This window comes from Sinorhizobium fredii USDA 205 (genome assembly GCF_001461695.1).
Lineage (GTDB): Bacteria > Pseudomonadota > Alphaproteobacteria > Rhizobiales > Rhizobiaceae > Sinorhizobium > Sinorhizobium fredii.
This window is the reverse complement of the sequence record NZ_AUTC01000160.1, coordinates 24036-41962: the sequence shown is the minus strand read 5'-3', so window position 1 is coordinate 41962 and position 17927 is coordinate 24036. Positions and strand designations below refer to the sequence as shown.

The 17927-nt window shown below is 64.4% G+C and carries 15 protein-coding genes; 8 read left to right on the top strand and 7 right to left on the bottom strand.

Annotated elements, in window-relative coordinates; genetic code table 11:
• Nucleotides 1-686: 686 nt before the first annotated feature.
• Together N181_RS23370 and N181_RS23365 are read right to left on the bottom strand one after the other, a co-directional pair.
• Nucleotides 687-2456 carry a thiamine pyrophosphate-binding protein gene (locus N181_RS23370; protein WP_037399880.1) on the bottom strand — a complete coding sequence of 590 codons (1770 nt, stop codon included), beginning with the start codon at nt 2454-2456 and terminating at the stop codon, nt 687-689.
• An 86-nt stretch (nt 2457-2542) separates the two neighbouring features.
• On the bottom strand, nt 2543-3586 hold the full coding sequence (locus tag N181_RS23365) for a Bug family tripartite tricarboxylate transporter substrate binding protein (RefSeq protein ID WP_037399877.1): 1044 nt from the start codon (nt 3584-3586) through the stop codon (nt 2543-2545).
• A gap of 232 nt (nt 3587-3818) precedes the next feature.
• Between N181_RS23365 and N181_RS23360 the strand changes: the two genes are divergently transcribed.
• Nucleotides 3819-4322 (top strand): TIGR02444 family protein, encoded by a 504-nt coding sequence (locus N181_RS23360; RefSeq protein ID WP_037399874.1) that lies wholly within the window; start codon nt 3819-3821, stop codon nt 4320-4322.
• A gap of 57 nt (nt 4323-4379) precedes the next feature.
• Here N181_RS23360 and N181_RS23355 read toward each other — a convergent pair whose 3' ends face one another.
• The 5 genes from N181_RS23355 to N181_RS35260 form a co-directional block, all read right to left on the bottom strand.
• Nucleotides 4380-4964 carry a UbiX family flavin prenyltransferase gene (locus N181_RS23355; RefSeq protein WP_037399871.1) on the bottom strand — a complete coding sequence of 195 codons (585 nt, stop codon included), beginning with the start codon at nt 4962-4964 and terminating at the stop codon, nt 4380-4382.
• Nucleotides 4965-4979: 15 nt separating this feature from the next.
• Entirely contained in the window at nt 4980-5666 is a 687-nt protein-coding gene (locus N181_RS23350) for a GntR family transcriptional regulator (protein ID WP_037399868.1), read from the bottom strand.
• Between the two features lie 111 nt (nt 5667-5777).
• Nucleotides 5778-8066: a xanthine dehydrogenase family protein molybdopterin-binding subunit gene (locus N181_RS23345; protein WP_060563911.1), complete on the bottom strand. Its 2289-nt coding sequence runs from the start codon at nt 8064-8066 to the stop codon at nt 5778-5780.
• A gap of 112 nt (nt 8067-8178) precedes the next feature.
• On the bottom strand, nt 8179-9204 hold the full coding sequence (locus N181_RS35265; protein ID WP_280938366.1) for a UbiD family decarboxylase: 1026 nt from the start codon (nt 9202-9204) through the stop codon (nt 8179-8181).
• On the bottom strand, nt 9201-9809 hold the full coding sequence (locus tag N181_RS35260; RefSeq protein WP_280938365.1) for a UbiD family decarboxylase: 609 nt from the start codon (nt 9807-9809) through the stop codon (nt 9201-9203). The genes N181_RS35265 and N181_RS35260 overlap by 4 nt, the downstream gene beginning before the upstream one ends.
• A 251-nt stretch (nt 9810-10060) precedes the next feature.
• Here N181_RS35260 and N181_RS23335 point away from each other — a divergent pair, with 251 nt between their 5' ends.
• From N181_RS23335 to N181_RS23305, 7 genes are all read left to right on the top strand, one after another.
• Nucleotides 10061-12493 carry a xanthine dehydrogenase family protein molybdopterin-binding subunit gene (locus N181_RS23335; protein WP_037399860.1) on the top strand — a complete coding sequence of 811 codons (2433 nt, stop codon included), beginning with the start codon at nt 10061-10063 and terminating at the stop codon, nt 12491-12493.
• A gap of 10 nt (nt 12494-12503) precedes the next feature.
• Nucleotides 12504-13439, top strand: a complete 936-nt coding sequence (locus tag N181_RS23330) for an ABC transporter substrate-binding protein (RefSeq protein WP_037399857.1) — start codon at nt 12504-12506, stop codon at nt 13437-13439.
• 21 nt (nt 13440-13460) lie between these two features.
• Nucleotides 13461-14099 (top strand): SRPBCC family protein, encoded by a 639-nt coding sequence (locus tag N181_RS23325; RefSeq protein ID WP_037399855.1) that lies wholly within the window; start codon nt 13461-13463, stop codon nt 14097-14099.
• A 21-nt stretch (nt 14100-14120) separates the two neighbouring features.
• Complete coding sequence (locus N181_RS23320; protein ID WP_037399852.1) at nt 14121-14612, top strand: (2Fe-2S)-binding protein; 492 nt, start codon at nt 14121-14123, stop codon at nt 14610-14612.
• Between the two features lie 10 nt (nt 14613-14622).
• Complete coding sequence (locus N181_RS23315) at nt 14623-15438, top strand: FAD binding domain-containing protein (protein WP_037399849.1); 816 nt, start codon at nt 14623-14625, stop codon at nt 15436-15438.
• Nucleotides 15439-15512: 74 nt separating this feature from the next.
• Entirely contained in the window at nt 15513-16892 is a 1380-nt protein-coding gene (locus N181_RS23310; protein ID WP_037434991.1) for a class II 3-deoxy-7-phosphoheptulonate synthase, read from the top strand.
• A 33-nt stretch (nt 16893-16925) separates the two neighbouring features.
• Nucleotides 16926-17909 (top strand): XdhC family protein, encoded by a 984-nt coding sequence (locus N181_RS23305; protein WP_050996899.1) that lies wholly within the window; start codon nt 16926-16928, stop codon nt 17907-17909.
• Nucleotides 17910-17927 lie beyond the last annotated feature (18 nt).

Genomic DNA, 17927 nt, shown 5'->3' with positions numbered 1-17927 from the left:
GCCATCATGCTCTGGCTCAAATGATTAAATTGTCACTACAGCCTAGCTCCCAGTTCGGCAAGTTCTCGAAATCGCGTACCACACAATGGCAATAAGCCAGGCAACGAACAGCGCCGCCCCAATGAGAAATGTCAGGGCTATGTTAATGGAAAACCGCTGCATAGTCCGAAGTGCATTCGCATCGAATGGGCCAATCAGTGACGTCGCTGGAGGGCAAATGGCTCCATGATCCCAGCTCGCCCTGCATCCGCTTATGTAAGCCAGACCCTCAGCGATGAACGCGACAAGCAGCGGCGAGAAGGAGAAAGAGATAATCATGACAAGAGCTATCACATAAGGCTTCATGGAAGTCTCATCTCTTTCATCCGTAGTGGCTACGCTACGAACCGCTCATTTGGCGCAACCTTGGAAGACACTGACCTTTTCGGCTGCAGGCCAAAGTTGCCTTAGCAACTATGACAGGAATAGGCGAGTGAGCCCATTGCGGTCGCAAAGCCTCTACAGTTGTATCCTTTCCGTTCACCTATCAGGAATCGGTAACTTTCAGTGGGCCAGCCGAGCGACCACACAGGCGCGAAGTTGATACATGCCCGCATGGGCATGCTGCTGAAACGCTGGTCGCCGACCGGAAAAAAAACCCCGCTCGGATGAGCGGGGCCCAGTCGGGGGAAATTGTTTGGTGCGGTCTAAGCGAGCTCGACCATCGGGTCGCGGCAATATTCCGGCGGCACGCGGACATCGATGACCCAGGGTTTGCCGGACTTCACCTTCTCGATACCGCGCTCCAGCGCGCCGGAAAGCTCGGCGATATCGGTGATCGGCCCTTCACCATCGATTCCTTGGGCCTTGGCGAGCATCAGCAGATCCGGGACGGGATCCTGGAGGCGCTGGCCGACCCAGGCGTTTTCCGGCGGGCGGCCGCGCTCAACGGCGACCTGCGCCTGGTGGTGCTCGTCGTTGAAGTAGGAATTGTTGTTGGAGATCACGTAGAGCAACGGAATGCCCTGCGATGCGGCGCTCCACAGCGCCGTATTGCCCATGGTGAAGTCGCCGTCGCCAACGATCGCGATCGGCACGCGCGGAGACTTCATGTCGCGCAGCGCCAGTGCCGCACCGATGCCGATGCTCGGACCGGAACCCACGCCGCCGCCGCCATTGTGGCCGAGATAGTCGTGCGGATGTTCGAGTTCGTTGGCATTGGTCGGCCAGCCGAGCGGCCGGGATGTCAGGCACACGTCGCGATCGCGGGTTACCCGGTTGAACACCCTGGCAAGGTCCATGAGGCTGATCGGGCCGGAGGTTCGGGACGGTTCCGCGTCGAGGCGGCGGCGCTCATAGGTCCTTGGCGCGGGCAGGCGGGTTTCGAGCGCCTCCAGAAGCCGCGAGACGGCCGTTTCCGGCACGGTCGGAATGTTGACGTCGACCGCCGGCAGGCCCTGATAGTCCATGTTCCAGCCGCGATGGATGTTGAAGTCGTTCGACACGCTGATGATCAGCGCACTCGTGCCGCCGGCCGGGAAGACCTGGTTGATCGTGCCGGCGAGGTCGAGCCAATCGAGAGACAGCACGGCGTCGGCTTCGTTGAGGTGCTTGAGCAGGTTCTTGGAAAGCTTCCAACCGGTTTCGCCGACGAACAGCGGATGGGTGGTCGGGAAGCTCGTCGCGAGCTTCACATGCGTGAGCACCTTGGCTCCAAGAAGTTCCGCGAGCTTCACGCGTTCGGCCCAGCCTTGCTCGCTGCGCGAGGTGCGGCCGCTGAGGATAACCGGACGCTTGGCCTTGGCCAGGATCTCGATCGCCTCCTCCAGCTCGCGGCGCGGCGGCTCCGAATCGGCGGGGGCGCGGAAGCGGGAAATGTCGTGCAGCGCCGGGACCTTTTCGAGTTCCATTTCCTGCACGGTAACGTCGAGATTGACATAGGTCGGGCCGGATGGGCGGGCGGTCGCCAGCATCGTAGCGCGGCGGATCGATTCGACCGCGGCTTCCGGCGAGGCCGGCTCGTCGTCCCACTTGGTGAAGTCGCGCACCAGACCGCCCTGGTCGATCGTGCAGTGAATCCACTCGATCCACGGGCGGCGCTTGGTGGCGTCGAGCGGGCCGGTAGCGCCGATGACGACGACGGGAACGCGGTCGCACCAGGCATCGAATATGCCCATCGTGGCGTGCATCAGGCCGACATTCGAATGGACGGCAGCAGCAAGCGGCCTGTCGGTGATCTTTGCCCAGCCCTGGGCGATGCCGATCGCATGTTCCTCGTGCATGCACAGCAGGATCTTCGGCTTCTCGTTGCCGAGATAATTGACGAGGCTGTCATGCAGGTGGCGATAGCTCGCGCCCGGATTGAGGCAGATATAGGGAAAACCCTGTTCGCGGATCGCAGCAGCGATCAGGTCGCTGCCATAACGCGGGGCGCCGGTTTCAACCGGGACGAAACGCTTCGTACCCTGGTGGTCCATGATCGGAATCCTCGATTTTTCTGGAAGGAAAAACGCCCGGAGGCAAAGAAAAACGCGCGACGCAGGGGCGTCGCGCGGGTGTTTGATCAGTTGTCGAAACCGTCGTTGATCGCCTTCTTGAGCGTGGCGACCACTTCCGGCGGGGTCGAGATGATCCGGTTGGCGATCGCGTCGACCTCCTTGCCGCTGATCGGTGCGATCGGGATTGAGCGGGCCTTGGCATCGGCCAGGAACTCCGGATCCTTCATCAAATCGTCGAAGGCGGCGGAGAGGCCGGCGACGCGGTCCTGCGGTGTTTCCGGCGGGGTCATCAGGGCGCGGCCGATATCGCCGCCTGCACCGAAGAACTCGATCGCCTGCTTCTTGGCTGGATCGTTGGTGAGTTCGACGGCGGTCGGGGTGTCCGGCAGGTCAGCCAGGCGCTTTTCGGAGAATTGGACGACCGGGACGACGTCGCCGGCAGCGAGCTGCTGGGCATAGTTGACCGACCAGTTGGCCCAGACGGTGGTCGTCAGATCGGCCTCGCCGCGGAACACGGCGAGCGCGCTGGCGGTGGCGCTGTCATAGCCGCAGACCATGTTGAATTTCGAGCCGATCAGCGATTTCAGCACCGCGCCCGTCTGGGCGCTCGACGTCGTGCGGCCGGAACAGCTTACATTCGCTTCGGACTTCAGCGAATCTTCGATCGACTTCACCGGTGAATCCTTGCGCGCCATCATCACCGAGGTGACGTCCGCGGCACGGCCGATGAAGCGCATCTTGGAAACGTCCCAGCGGCTCTTTTTCGGCTCAAGGACCTGATCCTGTGCCAGCGATTCCGGCAGGAGGGCGACCATGGTGCCGTCCCGCGGCGCTTTTGCAAAGAAATGTGCCGCAGCGAGCGACCCGCCGCCACCCGGCATGCCCTGCACGATCACGGTCGGATTGCCGGGAATGTGCTTGCCAAAGTGCTGAGCAAGGAGCTGGGCATAGAGATCGTAGGAGCCACCCGGCGGATGGCCGATCAGGATAGTTACGGTCTTGCCGGCATAAAAATCGGAAACCGCGTCGGCCTGAGCCGCGGCCGCGCCGAAGATGCTGGCAAACGCCGTGGCCGCAACCGCGGTCAGCAGACGAATAGATTTGAGCATCGAGATTTACCTCCCTTGGGATTGCCTCCTGGCGATCGCCTTCGTTCTATCACATAATGTGACGGTACGACTGTATGACAAAGATCGCGGTTGCGCAACAGCAAAGCGTGCGCTTCGGCTCCCGGAAACAGACGCCCGCCGATTTTGTTTTAGGATCGCCTAATTTTATGCGGGGACCTTGCCCGTTTTGAGACCGGGCGGTAAGCGATGCCTGACGAGCCGGAGGCAGATCATGGCGGACCAAAGACAGGGACTATGGGATTTTGCCTTGCAGCTCTATGCGGCGCCGGGGGTCGGCGAAGCCTGCCTCACCCTGCAGGACGAATGCCGTGTCGATGTGCCGCTTCTGCTGTTCTCTGCCTGGCTTTCGAAGCAGTCCGTAGCGCTGACGTCGTCCGACCTCGCCCGCATCGACGGGATCGTCGCCGACTGGCGCAGCGAGGTGGTGCAGCCGTTGCGCGCCGTGCGTCGCCGGCTGAAGAGCGGGCCTTACCCGGCGCCGACCACGGTGACCGAGGCATTGCGAAACGGCGTGAAGGGTGTCGAGCTCAGTTCGGAAAAGATCGAACTGGCCGTGCTGGAGACGGAAGGCGAGGCGCTGATCGCGGCGGGCGCGTTCGCCGTCGATGCGACCGGAAACCTTGCGGTGGTGCTGCGGCATTTCCGTGCCGCGGATCCGGGCGCGAAGGCGGCGCAAGCGCTGGCCGTTATCGAAACGGCGCTTGCGGCGCTCTAGCACTTTGTATCTAGAGCATCTTCTGTTTTCAGCGATGTCGCCTGAACGCAAGATGATCTAGTGCTGTCCGGGAGAGCCCGGACCGTCCTTCCAGCGCTTCACCATCGGCAGGTGAATGTCGAAGAGGTCGAGCGCGCGTCCGACCGTCTGCGTGACCATGTCATCGAGCGTCTTCGGCTTCGAATAGAAGGCAGGGACCGGTGGCATGATGATCGCGCCGTTGCGGGTCGCCTGGTCCATCAAGGCGATATGGCCGGCATGCAGCGGCGTCTCTCGGAGGAGAAGAACGACGCGGCGGCGCTCCTTGAGGCAGACGTCGGCGGCGCGGACGATAAGCTCCTCATTGTAGCAGTTCGCGATGCCGCTCAGCGTCCGCACCGAGCAGGGCGCGACCAGCATGCCCGCGGTGCGGAACGAGCCAGAGGAAATCGCCGCGCCAATATCGCGATAATTGTAAAGCACATCGGCGAGCCCCTTGATCTCGTCGGCGCTCATGTCGATCTCGTCGGTTGCCGTGCGGAAGGCCGCCGGCGAGATGACCGCATGCGTTTCGACGTCCTCGACCTCCCGGAGAAGTTGCAGCGCCCGCACGCCATAGATGATGCCGGAAGCTCCGGTGATGGCAATGATGATGCGGCGCATGCGGCTATCCCGTGATTATGACGCGTCGAAGGCGTTGCTGGAGGCGGAGACCGCCGAATTGGCGACGTGCTTTTCGGCTGCGGCCTTGGCCGCCGTCTTGTCGCGGTTGACGATCGCGGCGACGATCGCGTCGATTTCGGCGATGCTCTGGCTGCGGCGCTCCTTGCGCACGACGGAGCTGCGCCGCAGCGGCGAGGTCAGAAGCGTCAGCTTCTTGAGGAGATCGAAGGCGATGGGATTGCGGGCCCCGGTGCAGATGCGATCGTAGAAATCCCGCTTGGTGGCGACGATCTCTTCGGCGTTGCCGCTGAGATAGGCCTTCTTCAGCACTTCGCTCTGGGCCTTCAGCGCTTTGACTTCGTTATCCGGAGCGTTTTCGATGAATTGCTCGACGATCAGCGGCTCCAGCACGCCGCGAATGCGGTAGATGTTTTCCGCATCGGCGCGGGTGACCGTCACCACTGTGAGGCCGCGATTGTTGAGATCGGTGAGGATGCCCTCCGCCTGGAGCTGGCGCAGCGCCTCGCGCAGCGACGTGCGGCTAACATTGAGCTTCTCGCACAGGTCCTTCTCCACCAGACGGGTCCCGGGCTCTAGCGCGCCGGTTTCGATAGCCCTCCTCAGCGAGTTCATGATCTTGTTCCGCAAGGGGGCGGGCTCGTGGATGAGCGGATTGAGCGACTCTGCAAGTAGATTGGCCATGTGTCTCCTCGTATGCCCCTGCATTTCAAACCAATGTGATCAGATGATTGTCATACAAACAAAACGGAGCGCCGTCACCTCTCGTTCGTCGATAAACCCGGTATATCGGTGTCACGCAGAAGGCTCCTTCACCGGTTGCGTCTTGAGGCAGCGCCAGATCCGATCGGGCGTCGCGGGCATATCCAGGTGCCTCACGCCAAAGGGCCGCAGCGCGTCGGAAACGGCGCTCATCACCGCCGACAGCGCCCCGACCGTGCCGGCTTCGCCGGCGCCCTTCACGCCGAGCGGGTTCTGTCTGGTCGGGACCGGATAGCCGACGACCTCGACACCCGGCATATCAGCGGCCCGCGGCATGGCGTAGTCCATGAAAGTCGCCGAGAGAAGCTGGCCGGAATGCGGATCATAGACGGCGTTCTCCATCAGCGCCTGACCGAGCCCCTGGGCCACGCCGCCGGTGATCTGCCCCTTGACCAGCGACGGATTGACCATGTGTCCGACGTCGTCGACCACCGAGTAGGCGACGAGTTCCACATGTCCGGTTTCGGGATCGACCTCCACCTCGCAGATATGGCAGCCATTCGGGAACGTGGCGCCTTCGTTGCTGACGAAGGTCTCGGCCGAGACGGGCCCGGCTTGCTCGGCCATGATCTGTGCAAAGGAGACGGCCCGGTTGCGGCCGTCGACACGGTATATCCCGTGCTCGAAGACGATCTCCGACCGATGCGCCTCCAGCCGCGCCGTGGCGTGCTCCTTCAGGCGCTCGATGATCGTGTCGGCGGCCGCCCATATGGCGCCGCCGGCGGCGGCGAGCGTCCGCGAGCCGAACGTGCCGGTGCCCCACGGCACCTCGTGCGTATCGCCGGTGACGATTTCCATGTCCTCAGTATCGAGGCCCAGCCGATCGGCGATGATCTGCCGGAAGGCGGTGCCGTGGCCTTGGCCGCTGTCCATCGAACCGACATGGATTCGGATCTTTCCGGCGGGTGAGATTTCGACGCGGGCGAACTCGGGATTCGGCCTGGCGACCGGACCGCCGGCGATCTCGATCGGATTGGCGATGCCGATGCCGCGCAGCTTTCCCCGTGCCCTGGCTTCGCTCCGGCGGGCCTCGAAGCCGGCCCAGTCGGCGATCTCGAGCGCCTTGTCGAGCACGCCGGGAAAGTCGCCGGAATCGTAGGTGAAGATGAAGCCGCTCGAATAGGGCATGGTGTCCTGCGGCACGAGGTTGCGGCGGCGAAGCTCCGCCCGATCCAGGCCGATCTCGTCGGCGGCAAGGTCGATCACCCGCTCGATGATATAGGTCGCTTCCGGCCGGCCGGCGCCCCGATAAGGCGCCGTCTGCTGGGTGTTGGTAAAGATGCCATCCACCTTGGCGTAAATCTTCGGCGTGCGGTAAACGCCGGCAATGCCGCCGAGATTGGCAACCGGCGGATGCGCTGTCGCCGGGCCGAGATAGGCGCCGAGATTGGCGCGCACATGCACGTCGAGCGCCAGGAACATTCCGTCGGCGTCGAGCGCCAGGGCGGCATCCGCCCACATGTCGCGGGCATGCGCGTCCGCCTGGAAGGCTTCGAGCCGATCCGCCGTCCAGCGCAGCGTGCGGCCGGTCTTTCGCGCCGCAAAGAGGAGCGCCGGATATTCGGGATAGCCGGCATTCTTCATGCCGAAGGAGCCGCCGCAATCAGACGCCACCACACGTACCTTGTCCGGTGCGACGCCGAGGACAGGCGCCACATCGCCGGATACCCGGTGCGGCGCCTGGGTGCCGAGTTCGAGCTGATATTGGTCGGCGGCGGGATCATAAGACGCGATCGCCCCGCGCGTTTCGATCGGGGCCGCAACGACGCGGGAAATCCTCAAGCGCTGCCGAACCACGGTGTGAGCAGTGGCGATCGAGGCATCGACGTCGGCCTTGTCGCCCTTCTCGTAGGTGAAACAGCGGTTGTCGGGAAAGTCGTCCCAGACGAGCGGCGCGTCGGGGAAAACGGCTTCCAGCGGATCGACCACCACCGGCCGCTCCTCGATCTCGACCAACACGGCTTCGGCGGCGTCAAGCGCGGCCGATTTCGTCTCCGCGACGACCATGGCGACCGGGTCGCCGACATAGCGCACGTGATCGATCGCCAGCGGATAGAAGAGCGGAACGCGCATCTCGCCACCATCCGGACCCGGGTGCCTGCCGCGCGGCTCTATCGGCGCGAGGCCGGCGGCCTTGAGATCCGGACCGGTGATGATGGCGAGGACCTCAGGCATTCCGGCCGCCGCGTCGCTATCGATGATGACGATCCGGCCCGAAGCCACCTGCGAGCGGACGAAGACCGCCACGGCCTCGCTCTTGGCGGCGAGGTCGTTCATATAGCGGCCGCGGCCGGTGATCAGCGCGTCATCCTCGAAACGCAATTGTGATTGGCCGATCTTCAGCTTCGTTCCTCCCAGGTCGCGTCGAATAAGTATGGATCGAACTTGAACAGGTGCGGCGCAGTCGGCTTGGACCGCCCGCGCCCGTTCGTTGTCAGTCCTTCTCGATGTCGCGGGTCGGCGTTTCCGGCTTCATGCCGCCCTTGCGGCGGGCAAGGGTGTTCTCGCCAGTCTTGCGCCAGTCGCCGTTGACCGCATCGTCGGCGAACTGCGTCCAGCGGTCGGTCCAGTCGCCGAGCGAATAGCCATGCCATGGCGGCTGCGGGGTGAGTCGGGGAAGCTGGAGATCCTCCCAGATCTGCCGTGCCCTGACCATGTAGGGCTCGGCCGGCAGGGCCAGCGGCGGCATCGGTGCCTTCAGCGTTGCGTCGATCAACAGCGTGCCTTCGGCGCTCTTCGAACCGGACTTCGGGCCGTGCCCGCCGGAGCGATACGGCGTGACATGCACGTCGTCGATCATGTTGGCGCGGTAGGCCAGCGACCAGAAGACCGCGTCCGCATTGCGGCTGTCGATATCGTCGGAAACGGCAATGACGATCTTGCCGCACTGGGCCTGCAGCGTCGCGGCTCCCTGCAGGCCGCGCCAGACTTCCGACTGCGGCGCCGAGCGGTCGAACTCCAGGAAGATCACCTTGCGGATATTGGTGAGCGGCTCGTGCATCACGACGCGCCTGAGACCCTTGACGTTCAGCACCTTCTTCAGGTGGTTCAGGAAAAGCGGCTCATAGGCGACGCGCTTCAGGACGCTCGATTCGCTCGGAGTCACCTGCGAGACGATCGAGACGAGCACCGGCTTTCTCTTGCGGGTGATCGCCGTCACCTGCATCGACATGTTGAAATCCTCGAGCGCCACATGACCGTGGCTTTCGCCGAAGGGGCCTTCCGGCTCCAGCAGGACCGGGTCGATCAGGCCTTCGATGACGATCTCGGCATCGGCCGGCACTTCAAGATCGATGGTCTTGCATTTGACGATGCGGATCGGCTCGCCGATCAGCCCGCCGGCGACGCCGAGCTCGTCCTGGTCGATCGGCAGCTTCTGCGGGCCGGTGAAGATCACCGCCGGCGCACAGCCGATGACGATGGCACAGGGCATCGGCTTGCCCATCTTCTGGTATTTCACCAGTGCTGGTAACCGCCGGCGCCGGAAAGGCGGCTCGCCATGCGCACGCCAAGACGGTCTTCCGCCTTCAACGCCGCCCGGTAGGTGCCCATGTTGCGGATGCCGTTTTCCGGGTCGCGGGTGACGCAGAGCGTCGCGGTGAAATAGGGCGCGCTGTCGAAACCGGGCGTCGAGATCGGCACGGGCAGTGAGCCGAGACCCTTGCCTTCCTGCTTCAGCTCGTCGCCGGTGACGACGACTTCCTGGCAGGGTGCCTCGGTGACGGTCACCGGATCGATCGGCTGCTCCATGGCCTTCACCCAGACGTCGCCGATCTCATCCTCCGAGACGCCGAGACCCGCCGCATAGATAGCCGGCGAGGCGGCCAGCACGCCGACGGCGACCGGGATGTCGTATGTCTCGCCCTTTGCCCCCTTCACTTCGGTGAAAAGAAAGCCGCGGCGCTGCTCGTCCGGCAGGCCGCCCTGGAACTGCCAGCGGGCGAGCGGGTGCAACTCGCTGTCCTTGTCGATCGGCACCTGAATCTTCGTGAGAAGACCAAGGGCCTCCAGCCGCTGCAGATGTTCCTGCAGATCGATCGGCGCCTTGCGCGCGAATGGTGTCATAGCGTGCCTCCAAAGCCACGTTCGGCCTCCGCCCCGGCGGGCCGAGAAGCCGACTTCCTTTTCAATCGAAAAGCATCGAGCCGGATCGGGCAATCGTCCTTTGTCAAAGGTCGATCTTTTTCGATTGCTTTATGTTCGCCATACTGTCATACATTAATACGAAGCGCAACAGCATGCGATACGGCCTGACGACAAGGTGATCGCATGTCGGCGGCCCGGTGGAACCGCCGTGATTCAGACGAAGAGGTGCCATGACTAGCTCGCTCAAGACCGCTGCAACCGAGGTGATTGTGCATCCGCTGAAGCTGCCGGGGTCCCCTTCGGCCGAGCTTTCTCCGGAAATGAAACTGGTCCGGGAGGCGCTGTTCAAGCATGTCGGCAAGCCCATTCCGCGCAAGGAAGACGGTCGGCTGATCACCGGCAAGGGCCGTTTTTCCGACGACTTCTCCTTGCCCGGCCAAACCTATGCGGCGATCGTCCGCTCGCCCTATCCGCATGCGCGCATCCTCGGCATCGACAAGACCGAGGCGCTGGCAAGCCCCGGCGTGCTGCTGGTGCTGACCGGTGAGGACGTGCTTGCCGATGGCCTCGCGGACATTCCGCACAATCCCGTGCCGTCGACCAATTTCGACATGAAATTGCGGGCGAAGGACGGCAGCAAGGCCTTCACCGGACCGCATTACCTGCTGCCCGCCGACAAGGCGCGGCATGTGGGCGAGGCGGTGGCGATCGTCGTCGCCGAGACTGCCGCCGAGGCTGCCGATGGAGCCGAGAAGGTTTTCGTGGACTGGCGGGAACTGCCTTATGTGACCGATACGGCCAAGGCGGCCGAGCCCGGCGCCCCGACCATCTGGGACGAGGTTCCGGACAATGTGTTCATCGACACGACCTTCGGCGACAGGGAAGGCACCGACGCGGCCTTCGCCCAGGCCGACCATGTGGTGAAGGCCGAGTTCCATATTCATCGCGTCACCGCCGTCACCATGGAGCCGCGCGCTTCCCTTGGCCACTACGATCCGGAGACGAAGCGCTACACGCTCTATGCCGGCAGCGGCGGCGCCGTGCGCCAGAAGAACGAGCTTTCCAAGGTGCTTGGCATCGAGCCGAAGGATATCCGCGTGCTGTCCTTTGACGTCGGCGGAAACTTCGGCGCCCGCAACCGCGTCTATGTCGAATTCGGCCTGGTGCTCTGGGCATCCCGCAAGCTCGGCCGGCCGGTGAAATACACCGCGACCCGCTCGGAAGCCTTTCTTACGGACTATCAGGGCCGTGACCTGGTGACCAAGGTGGAACTGGCGCTGCGCAAGGACGGCAAGTTCCTGGCCATGCGCGCCGACAACCTCTCGAATGTCGGCGGCCGCGCCGTGTCGCTCTCCCCGCTCAGCAAGGGTTCGGGCCTGATCACCGGCTCCTACGACATTCCCTATGCGACGTTGCGCGCCCGTGCCGTGTTCAGCAACACGATGTGCACCCAGGCCTATCGCAGTTCGGGCCGCCCAGAGGTGACCTACGCGATCGAGCGGATGGTCGAGCTTGCCGCGGACCAACTCGGCTTCGACAAGCTGGAACTGCGCCGCATGAACCTCATCCCGCCTTCGGCGATGCCTTATACCAATGCGGTCGGGTCGGTCTACGATAGCGGCGAATACGAAAAGAATATGGACCGCGCCCTGGAGATCTCCGAGTGGGCGAGCTTCGATGCCCGCAAGGCCGAGGCCGCCAAGCGCGGCAAGCTGCTCGGCCGCGGCTTTGCCAACTATGTCGAATCGTCGATCGGCACGCCGAAGGAACGCGCCGAGATCGAGATCAAGGACGACGGCAATATCGAGGTCGTCATCGGCACCCAGCCGAGCGGCCAGGGCCATGAGACGAGCTTTGCCCAGGTCGTCGCGGACATGATCCAGGTACCGGTCGAAAAGGTTTGGATCGTACTTGGCGACACCGACATCGTCAGCGTCGGCGGCGGTTCGCACTCGGGCCGATCGATGCGCCACGCCGGCACGGTCATGGCCATGGCATCGGCCGACCTGCTTGGCGAAGGCCGCAAGCGCGCCGCCGAACTGTTGGGCTCGGCGGCCGACCAGATCGACTTCGAGGGCGGCGTCTTCAAGCTGCGCAATACCAACCGGACGATCGACATTTTCGAGCTTGGCCGCCGCACGCGCACCACGCACGGCGCGCTGCGCGTCGTCAAGGACAACGAAATGCACACGCCGGTCTACCCGAACGGTGCTGCCGTCTGCGAAGTCGAAGTCGACCGCGACACTGGCCATGTGCAGATCGTTCGCTATGCGACGATCGACGACGTCGGCCGCTGCATCAATCCGCTGATCGTCCACGGCCAGACGCATGGCGGCATCGCCCAAGGCGTCGGCCAGGCGATGTGGGAACTCTGTGCCATCGACCCGACCAGCGGCCAGCCGCTCTCAGGCTCGCTGATGGACTACGGCATGCCGCGCTCCGACAACATGCCGAGCTTCAAGTGCGAGATCGCCGAGGTGATTTCGCCGACCAATCCGCTCGGCATCAAGGCGGGCGGCGAGGGCGGCACGACACCGGCGCTGGCGACCGTCGTCAATGCTGTGGTCGACGCGCTTTTGGAATTCGGCGTCAAGGACATCCAGATGCCGGTGACGCCGGCCAACGTCTGGCGCGCCATGAACAACGGACGCAAGGTGTCCTGAGGAGGATTTAATGAGTGACTTGAAGACCGTCCGCGTCATCGCCTTTCCGGGTGCGCCGAACCTGCCGACCTTCGCGGCGATCGAACAGGGCTTTTTCACTGACGAAGGCATCCAGGTTGAGCTGGCGCTGACCCCGAGCTCGGTGGCGCAGGCGGAGAAAACCGCCGCCGGCGAATTCGACATTGTCTTCACCGCCTATGACAACGTCGTGGCCTATGAAGAAGGCCAGGGTGCCACGGCTGCCGGAGTGAACCCGGACTATGTGGTGCTGATGGGCGCCACACAGCTCGAGCTCGCGATCGTCACCGCGCCCGACGTCAAGACCTACCAGGACCTGAAGGGCCGATCGATCGCCCTCGACGCGCTGACGACCGGTTTCGCCTTCGTGCTCTTCGAGATGATGGCGAAGAACGGCCTGAGGCGCGACGACGTCAGCTTCGCCGCGGTCGGAGCCACCCCGCAGCGCTGGCAGTCGGTCAAGGCCGGCGAACACGCCGCGACGCTGACCATCGAGCCGTTCACCAGTATCGCCAGGCGCGCCGGCTTCAACGTGCTCGACGTCTCGTCCAACCACTTCGACAGCTACCAGGGCGGCGTGGTCGCCGCCCGCCGGTGCTACGCGGCCGAGAATCCGGAAACAGTCGAGGCCTTCCTGCGCGGCTATTTCAAGGGGCTCGAATGGACGCTCGATGCGAAGCGCCGCGATGCGGCTGCCGAACTCCTCAAGTCGAGGATGCCTGACATCCAGCCGGCCGCCGTGCCCTCGATCATGGCAAGCCTGCTTTCGCCCCGCTCCGGCCTGACGCCCGGTTCGAAGATCCTGCCCGACGGCATGCGGACGGTGCTCGACCTGCGCTCCCGCTACGGCAAGGGGGGAAAGCGGCTGACCGACATCTCGAAATATCTCGACCTCTCGTTCTTCGAGGCGGTCACGGGCGCCAAGTGACGGCAAAGGGAGGATAGATCCATGGATATGAAGGGCGAATACCGCATCGCCGCACCCCGCGAGCATGTCTGGGCATTGATCAACGATTCGGCCGTGCTGAAAGATTGCATTCCCGGCTGCGACAGCCTCGAGGGCACGCCGGAAACCGGTTACGCGGCCCGCGTCACCACCAAGATCGGCCCGGTCAAGGCGACCTTCGCCGGCGAGGTGATGCTCTCCAACGTCCAGGCGCCCGAAAGCCTGACCATCTCGGGCGAGGGCAAGGGCGGCGTCGCCGGCTTCGCCAAGGGCGGCGCCGACGTGCAGCTCTTCGTCGACGGCTCGGAGACGGTGCTGACCTATATCGCCAAGGCGCAGGTCGGCGGTAAGCTCGCCCAGCTCGGCGCGCGGCTGATCGATTCTACCGCCAAAAAGCTGGCCGACGAATTCTTCGAAAAGCTGGCGACGCGCGCGGCCAACGAGGCGGCCGATGCAGGCGCGACGGTTGTCCCGCTTGCCCAGGCGAAGCCAGCGGAGCTGGCCCGAAGCGCGACCGTTGACGCCGCCGCTCCGGCTGCGGCGCAGGCAGTGCCCGCGGCGAAGCCATCAAGCCATTTTCCCTTCGTCGTCTTCGGCCTCGTGGCCGTGACCGTCGTCATCATCGCGGCGCTCGCCGTCTGATAGTTTGAAGAGGAGGGGCCGATGTCCCGTGTAACCATTACGATCAACGGCAGGGCGGAGACGCGGGAGGTGGAAGACCGCACGCTTCTCGTGCAGTTCATCCGGGAGCATGTCGGTCTCACCGGCACACATGTCGGCTGCGACACCACGCAGTGCGGCGCCTGCACCGTCCATCTCGATGGCAGGGCCGTGAAGAGCTGTACCGTGCTTGCCGCTGCCGCCGATGGCGCAGAGGTCACGACGATCGAGGGGCTTGCCGACGGTCAGACGCTGCACCCCGTCCAGCAGGCCTTCCACGAGCATCACGGACTGCAATGCGGCTACTGCACACCGGGCATGATAATGGCCTCGGTCGACATCATCCGCCGCCATGACGGCATGCTCGACGAGCATACCGTTCGCCACGAGCTCGAAGGCAATATCTGCCGCTGCACGGGCTACCACAACATCGTCAAGGCAGTGCTGGACGCGGCGGAAAAACATCGCGCGGCGCATGCCGTGGCGGCCGAATAAGGGGCAAGCCATGTACGCAACCACTTACCACAAGCCCAGGACGCTCGCCGAAGCCGTCGCGCTCTACGAGAGTTCGGACGAGCCGACCTACCTCTCCGGCGGCCACACGCTGATCCCGACGCTTAAAAACCGGCTTGCCGCTCCGCAGCACCTGATCGACCTGCGGGCCATTCCGGAACTCTCCGGCATCGCGGTGACGTCGGACACCGTCGTCATCGGTGCGGCGACCAAACACGCGGCCGTCGCGGCATCGAAGGAAGTGAAGGCGGCGATCCCGGCGCTGGCCGGGCTGGCCGGCTCGATCGGCGACGTGCAGGTGCGCCATATGGGCACGATCGGCGGTTCCACCGCCAACAACGACCCGGCCGCCGACTACCCGTCCGCGGTGCTGTCGCTCAATGCGATCCTGCACACCGACCGCCGGGAAATCCCGGCCGACGAATATTTCCAGGGCCTTTACACAACGGCGCTCGAGCCCGGCGAGATCCTCGTCCGCCTCGAGTTCAGGATCCCGGACATCGCCGGCTACGCGAAATTCCGCAATCCGGCCTCGCGCTACGCGATGGCGGCGGCGTTCGTCAGCAAGCACCGCGACGGGCATGTCCGCGTGGCGATCACCGGCGCCGGCAACGAGGGTGTCTTCCGCTGGACGGAGGCTGAGGAGCGGTTGACGGAAAACCTGACGGCGAAGGCCCTTGACGGTCTCGCCATCGACCCGTCGCGGATGATGGGCGACATGCATGCGCCGGCCGACTACCGCGCCCATCTCGTCACCGTCATGGCACGCCGCGCGGTCCAGAACCTCGGCGGCACGCATATTGTTTGAACGACCGGCCGGAATGGAATCGGCCCGCAGCACATTGAACAGGTTCTGTCGGTGACGGAACCGGGGAGCTAGAGATGGCACAGAATTGGACCCCGAGCAGTTGGCGGCAAAAGCCGATCGAGCAGGTACCGGACTATCCGGACAGGGCCGCCTTGGCGGCGACCGAAGCTAAGCTCGCGACCTTTCCGCCGCTCGTTTTCGCCGGCGAGGCGCGCCGCCTGAAGAAGCAGCTCGCCAGCGTGGCGGACGGAAACGCCTTCCTGCTGCAGGGCGGCGACTGCGCCGAAAGCTTCGTGGAACACGGCGCCGACAATATCCGCGACTTCTTCCGTGCCTTCCTGCAGATGGCTGTCGTGCTGACCTATGGAGCCCAGCTTCCGGTCGTCAAAGTGGGCCGCATCGCCGGCCAGTTCGCCAAGCCGCGCAGCAATTCGCACGAGACGCAGGACGGCCGGACGCTGCTCACCTATCGCGGCGACATTATCAACGGCACCGACTTCACCGAGGACGCCCGCACGCCCGGAGCGGAGCGGCAGCTCGATGCCTACCGCCAATCCGCTGCAACGCTCAACCTGCTGCGCTCCTTCGCGATGGGCGGCTATGCCAATCTCGAAAACGTCCACAAGTGGATGCTGGGTTTCGTGAAGGAAGGCCCACAGAGCGAGCGTTACCGCAAGCTTGCCGACCGCATCAGCGAGGCGATGGCCTTCATGCGGGCGATCGGCATCACCACGGAAAACAATCCGAGCCTGCGCGAGACCGACTTCTTCACCAGCCACGAAGCGTTGCTGCTCGGCTACGAAGAGGCCCTGACCCGCGTCGATTCGACCTCGGGAGACTGGTACGCGACCTCCAGCCACATGATCTGGATCGGCGACCGCACGCGCCAGCTCGATCATGCACATGTGGAATATTTCCGCGGCATCAAGAACCCAATCGGCCTCAAATGCGGTCCGTCGCTGCAGCCCGACAACCTTGTCGAACTGATCGACGCGCTGAACCCGATGAACGAAGCGGGCCGCCTGACGCTGATCTGCCGCTTCCGCTCCGACAAGATTGCCGACCGACTGCCGAGGCTGATCCGGGCTGTGGAACGGGAAGGTCGGAAGGTCGTGTGGTCCTGCGATCCGATGCACGGCAACACCATCACGCTCGGCGGCTACAAGACGCGACCATTCGAGCGGGTCCTGTCGGAAGTCGAAAGCTTCTTCCAGATTCATCGCGCCGAAGGCACCTATCCGGGCGGCATCCACGTGGAGATGACCGGCAAGGACGTCACCGAGTGCACCGGCGGCGCCCGCGCGGTGACGGCCGGCGACCTGCAGGATCGCTATCACACCCATTGCGATCCGCGCCTCAATGCTGATCAGGCGCTGGAACTTGCCTTCCTGCTCGCCGAGCGGATGAAGAGCGGCCGCGACGAGAAACCGACTGGCGCCTGGATGGCGATTTGAGCCTTTGAAACCGCCCGCCGGCGAGGACATCCGATGCTAAGCAAACCTGATGAGGAATTGCCGGTCCCGCACCACGCCGTCCTCACCGACGATGCGGAAGAGATTCTCGCCTTTGGCCGCGACGCGCTGCGCGACGGGCAGCGCGTCGCGCTGGTCACGCTTGTCGCGATCCGCGGCGGCGCGGCCCGTTCGCTCGGCGCGCACATGGCGGTGCGGGACGACGGCTTGTTCTGCGGCTTTGTCTCGGGCGGCTGCGTGGAGGCTGCCGTCGCGGCGGAAGCCCTTGAGGCGATCAGGGCCGGATGCGACCGCAGGCTCATCCTCGGCCAGGGTTCCAAGTTCTTCGACATCGTTCTTCCCTGCGGCGGCGCGATCACTCTCGCCATCCACGTGCTCCGGCGCAGCGATCCGCTCGAAGCCGTGCTTGCAGCGCTCGCCGCCCGCAAGCGGGCCGGCTTGCGCTACGACGCAGCGGCTCAGTCCCTGGAGTTCATAAGAGGAGCGACAGATCCGGGGTGGGACCAGGGGAGCTTCGTCGCCAGCTATCGCCCCGTCACGCGGGTCGTGCTCTGCGGACGGTCGATCGAACTGAAGACGACCATTAGCCTCGCCGGCGCCGTCGGCTACGACATCGTCGCTGTCGAGGGAGCGGCAGGGTTGCGGCCCGAGCAACTGGACGAGGATTCCGCCGTCGCCCTCCTGCACCATGACCTGGACAAGGAGATGGCTTCGCTCGAGATCGCGCTGGCAAGCCGGGCCTTCTACATCGGCGCGCTCGGCAGCGAGCGGACCCATCGGCGGCGCTGCGACGAACTCAGACGGCGCGGTTTCTCCGAGGCGTCGATCGCCCGCATCAAGGCGCCCATCGGCCTGTTTCCAAAAGCGCGCGATGCGGGGTCGCTCGCCTTGTCCGTCCTGGCGGACATCGCCGCCTGTCACACTGCCGCAAGACGAGTGGGGCGTTCAGCGGGCGGCGGGATCCAGGGCGGTGGCGTCGGCAACCGCTGCGCCTCTTGAAGAGACCGGGTTCCAAAA

Excerpts from the sequence above, each read along its gene's own strand:
- N181_RS35260 (WP_280938365.1), bottom strand. The coding sequence starts at position 9,809 with ATGACACCATTCGCGCGCAAGGCGCCGATCGATCTGCAGGAACATCTG.
- N181_RS23315 (WP_037399849.1), top strand. The coding sequence starts at position 14,623 with ATGTACGCAACCACTTACCACAAGCCCAGGACGCTCGCCGAAGCCGTC.
- N181_RS23365 (WP_037399877.1), bottom strand. The coding sequence starts at position 3,586 with ATGCTCAAATCTATTCGTCTGCTGACCGCGGTTGCGGCCACGGCGTTT.
- N181_RS23305 (WP_050996899.1), top strand. The coding sequence starts at position 16,926 with ATGCTAAGCAAACCTGATGAGGAATTGCCGGTCCCGCACCACGCCGTC.
- N181_RS23350 (WP_037399868.1), bottom strand. The coding sequence starts at position 5,666 with ATGGCCAATCTACTTGCAGAGTCGCTCAATCCGCTCATCCACGAGCCC.
- N181_RS23310 (WP_037434991.1), top strand. The coding sequence starts at position 15,513 with ATGGCACAGAATTGGACCCCGAGCAGTTGGCGGCAAAAGCCGATCGAG.
- N181_RS23325 (WP_037399855.1), top strand. The coding sequence starts at position 13,461 with ATGGATATGAAGGGCGAATACCGCATCGCCGCACCCCGCGAGCATGTC.
- N181_RS23355 (WP_037399871.1), bottom strand. The coding sequence starts at position 4,964 with ATGCGCCGCATCATCATTGCCATCACCGGAGCTTCCGGCATCATCTAT.
- N181_RS23330 (WP_037399857.1), top strand. The coding sequence starts at position 12,504 with ATGAGTGACTTGAAGACCGTCCGCGTCATCGCCTTTCCGGGTGCGCCG.
- N181_RS23360 (WP_037399874.1), top strand. The coding sequence starts at position 3,819 with ATGGCGGACCAAAGACAGGGACTATGGGATTTTGCCTTGCAGCTCTAT.
- N181_RS23320 (WP_037399852.1), top strand. The coding sequence starts at position 14,121 with ATGTCCCGTGTAACCATTACGATCAACGGCAGGGCGGAGACGCGGGAG.
- N181_RS23370 (WP_037399880.1), bottom strand. The coding sequence starts at position 2,456 with ATGGACCACCAGGGTACGAAGCGTTTCGTCCCGGTTGAAACCGGCGCC.
- N181_RS23335 (WP_037399860.1), top strand. The coding sequence starts at position 10,061 with ATGACTAGCTCGCTCAAGACCGCTGCAACCGAGGTGATTGTGCATCCG.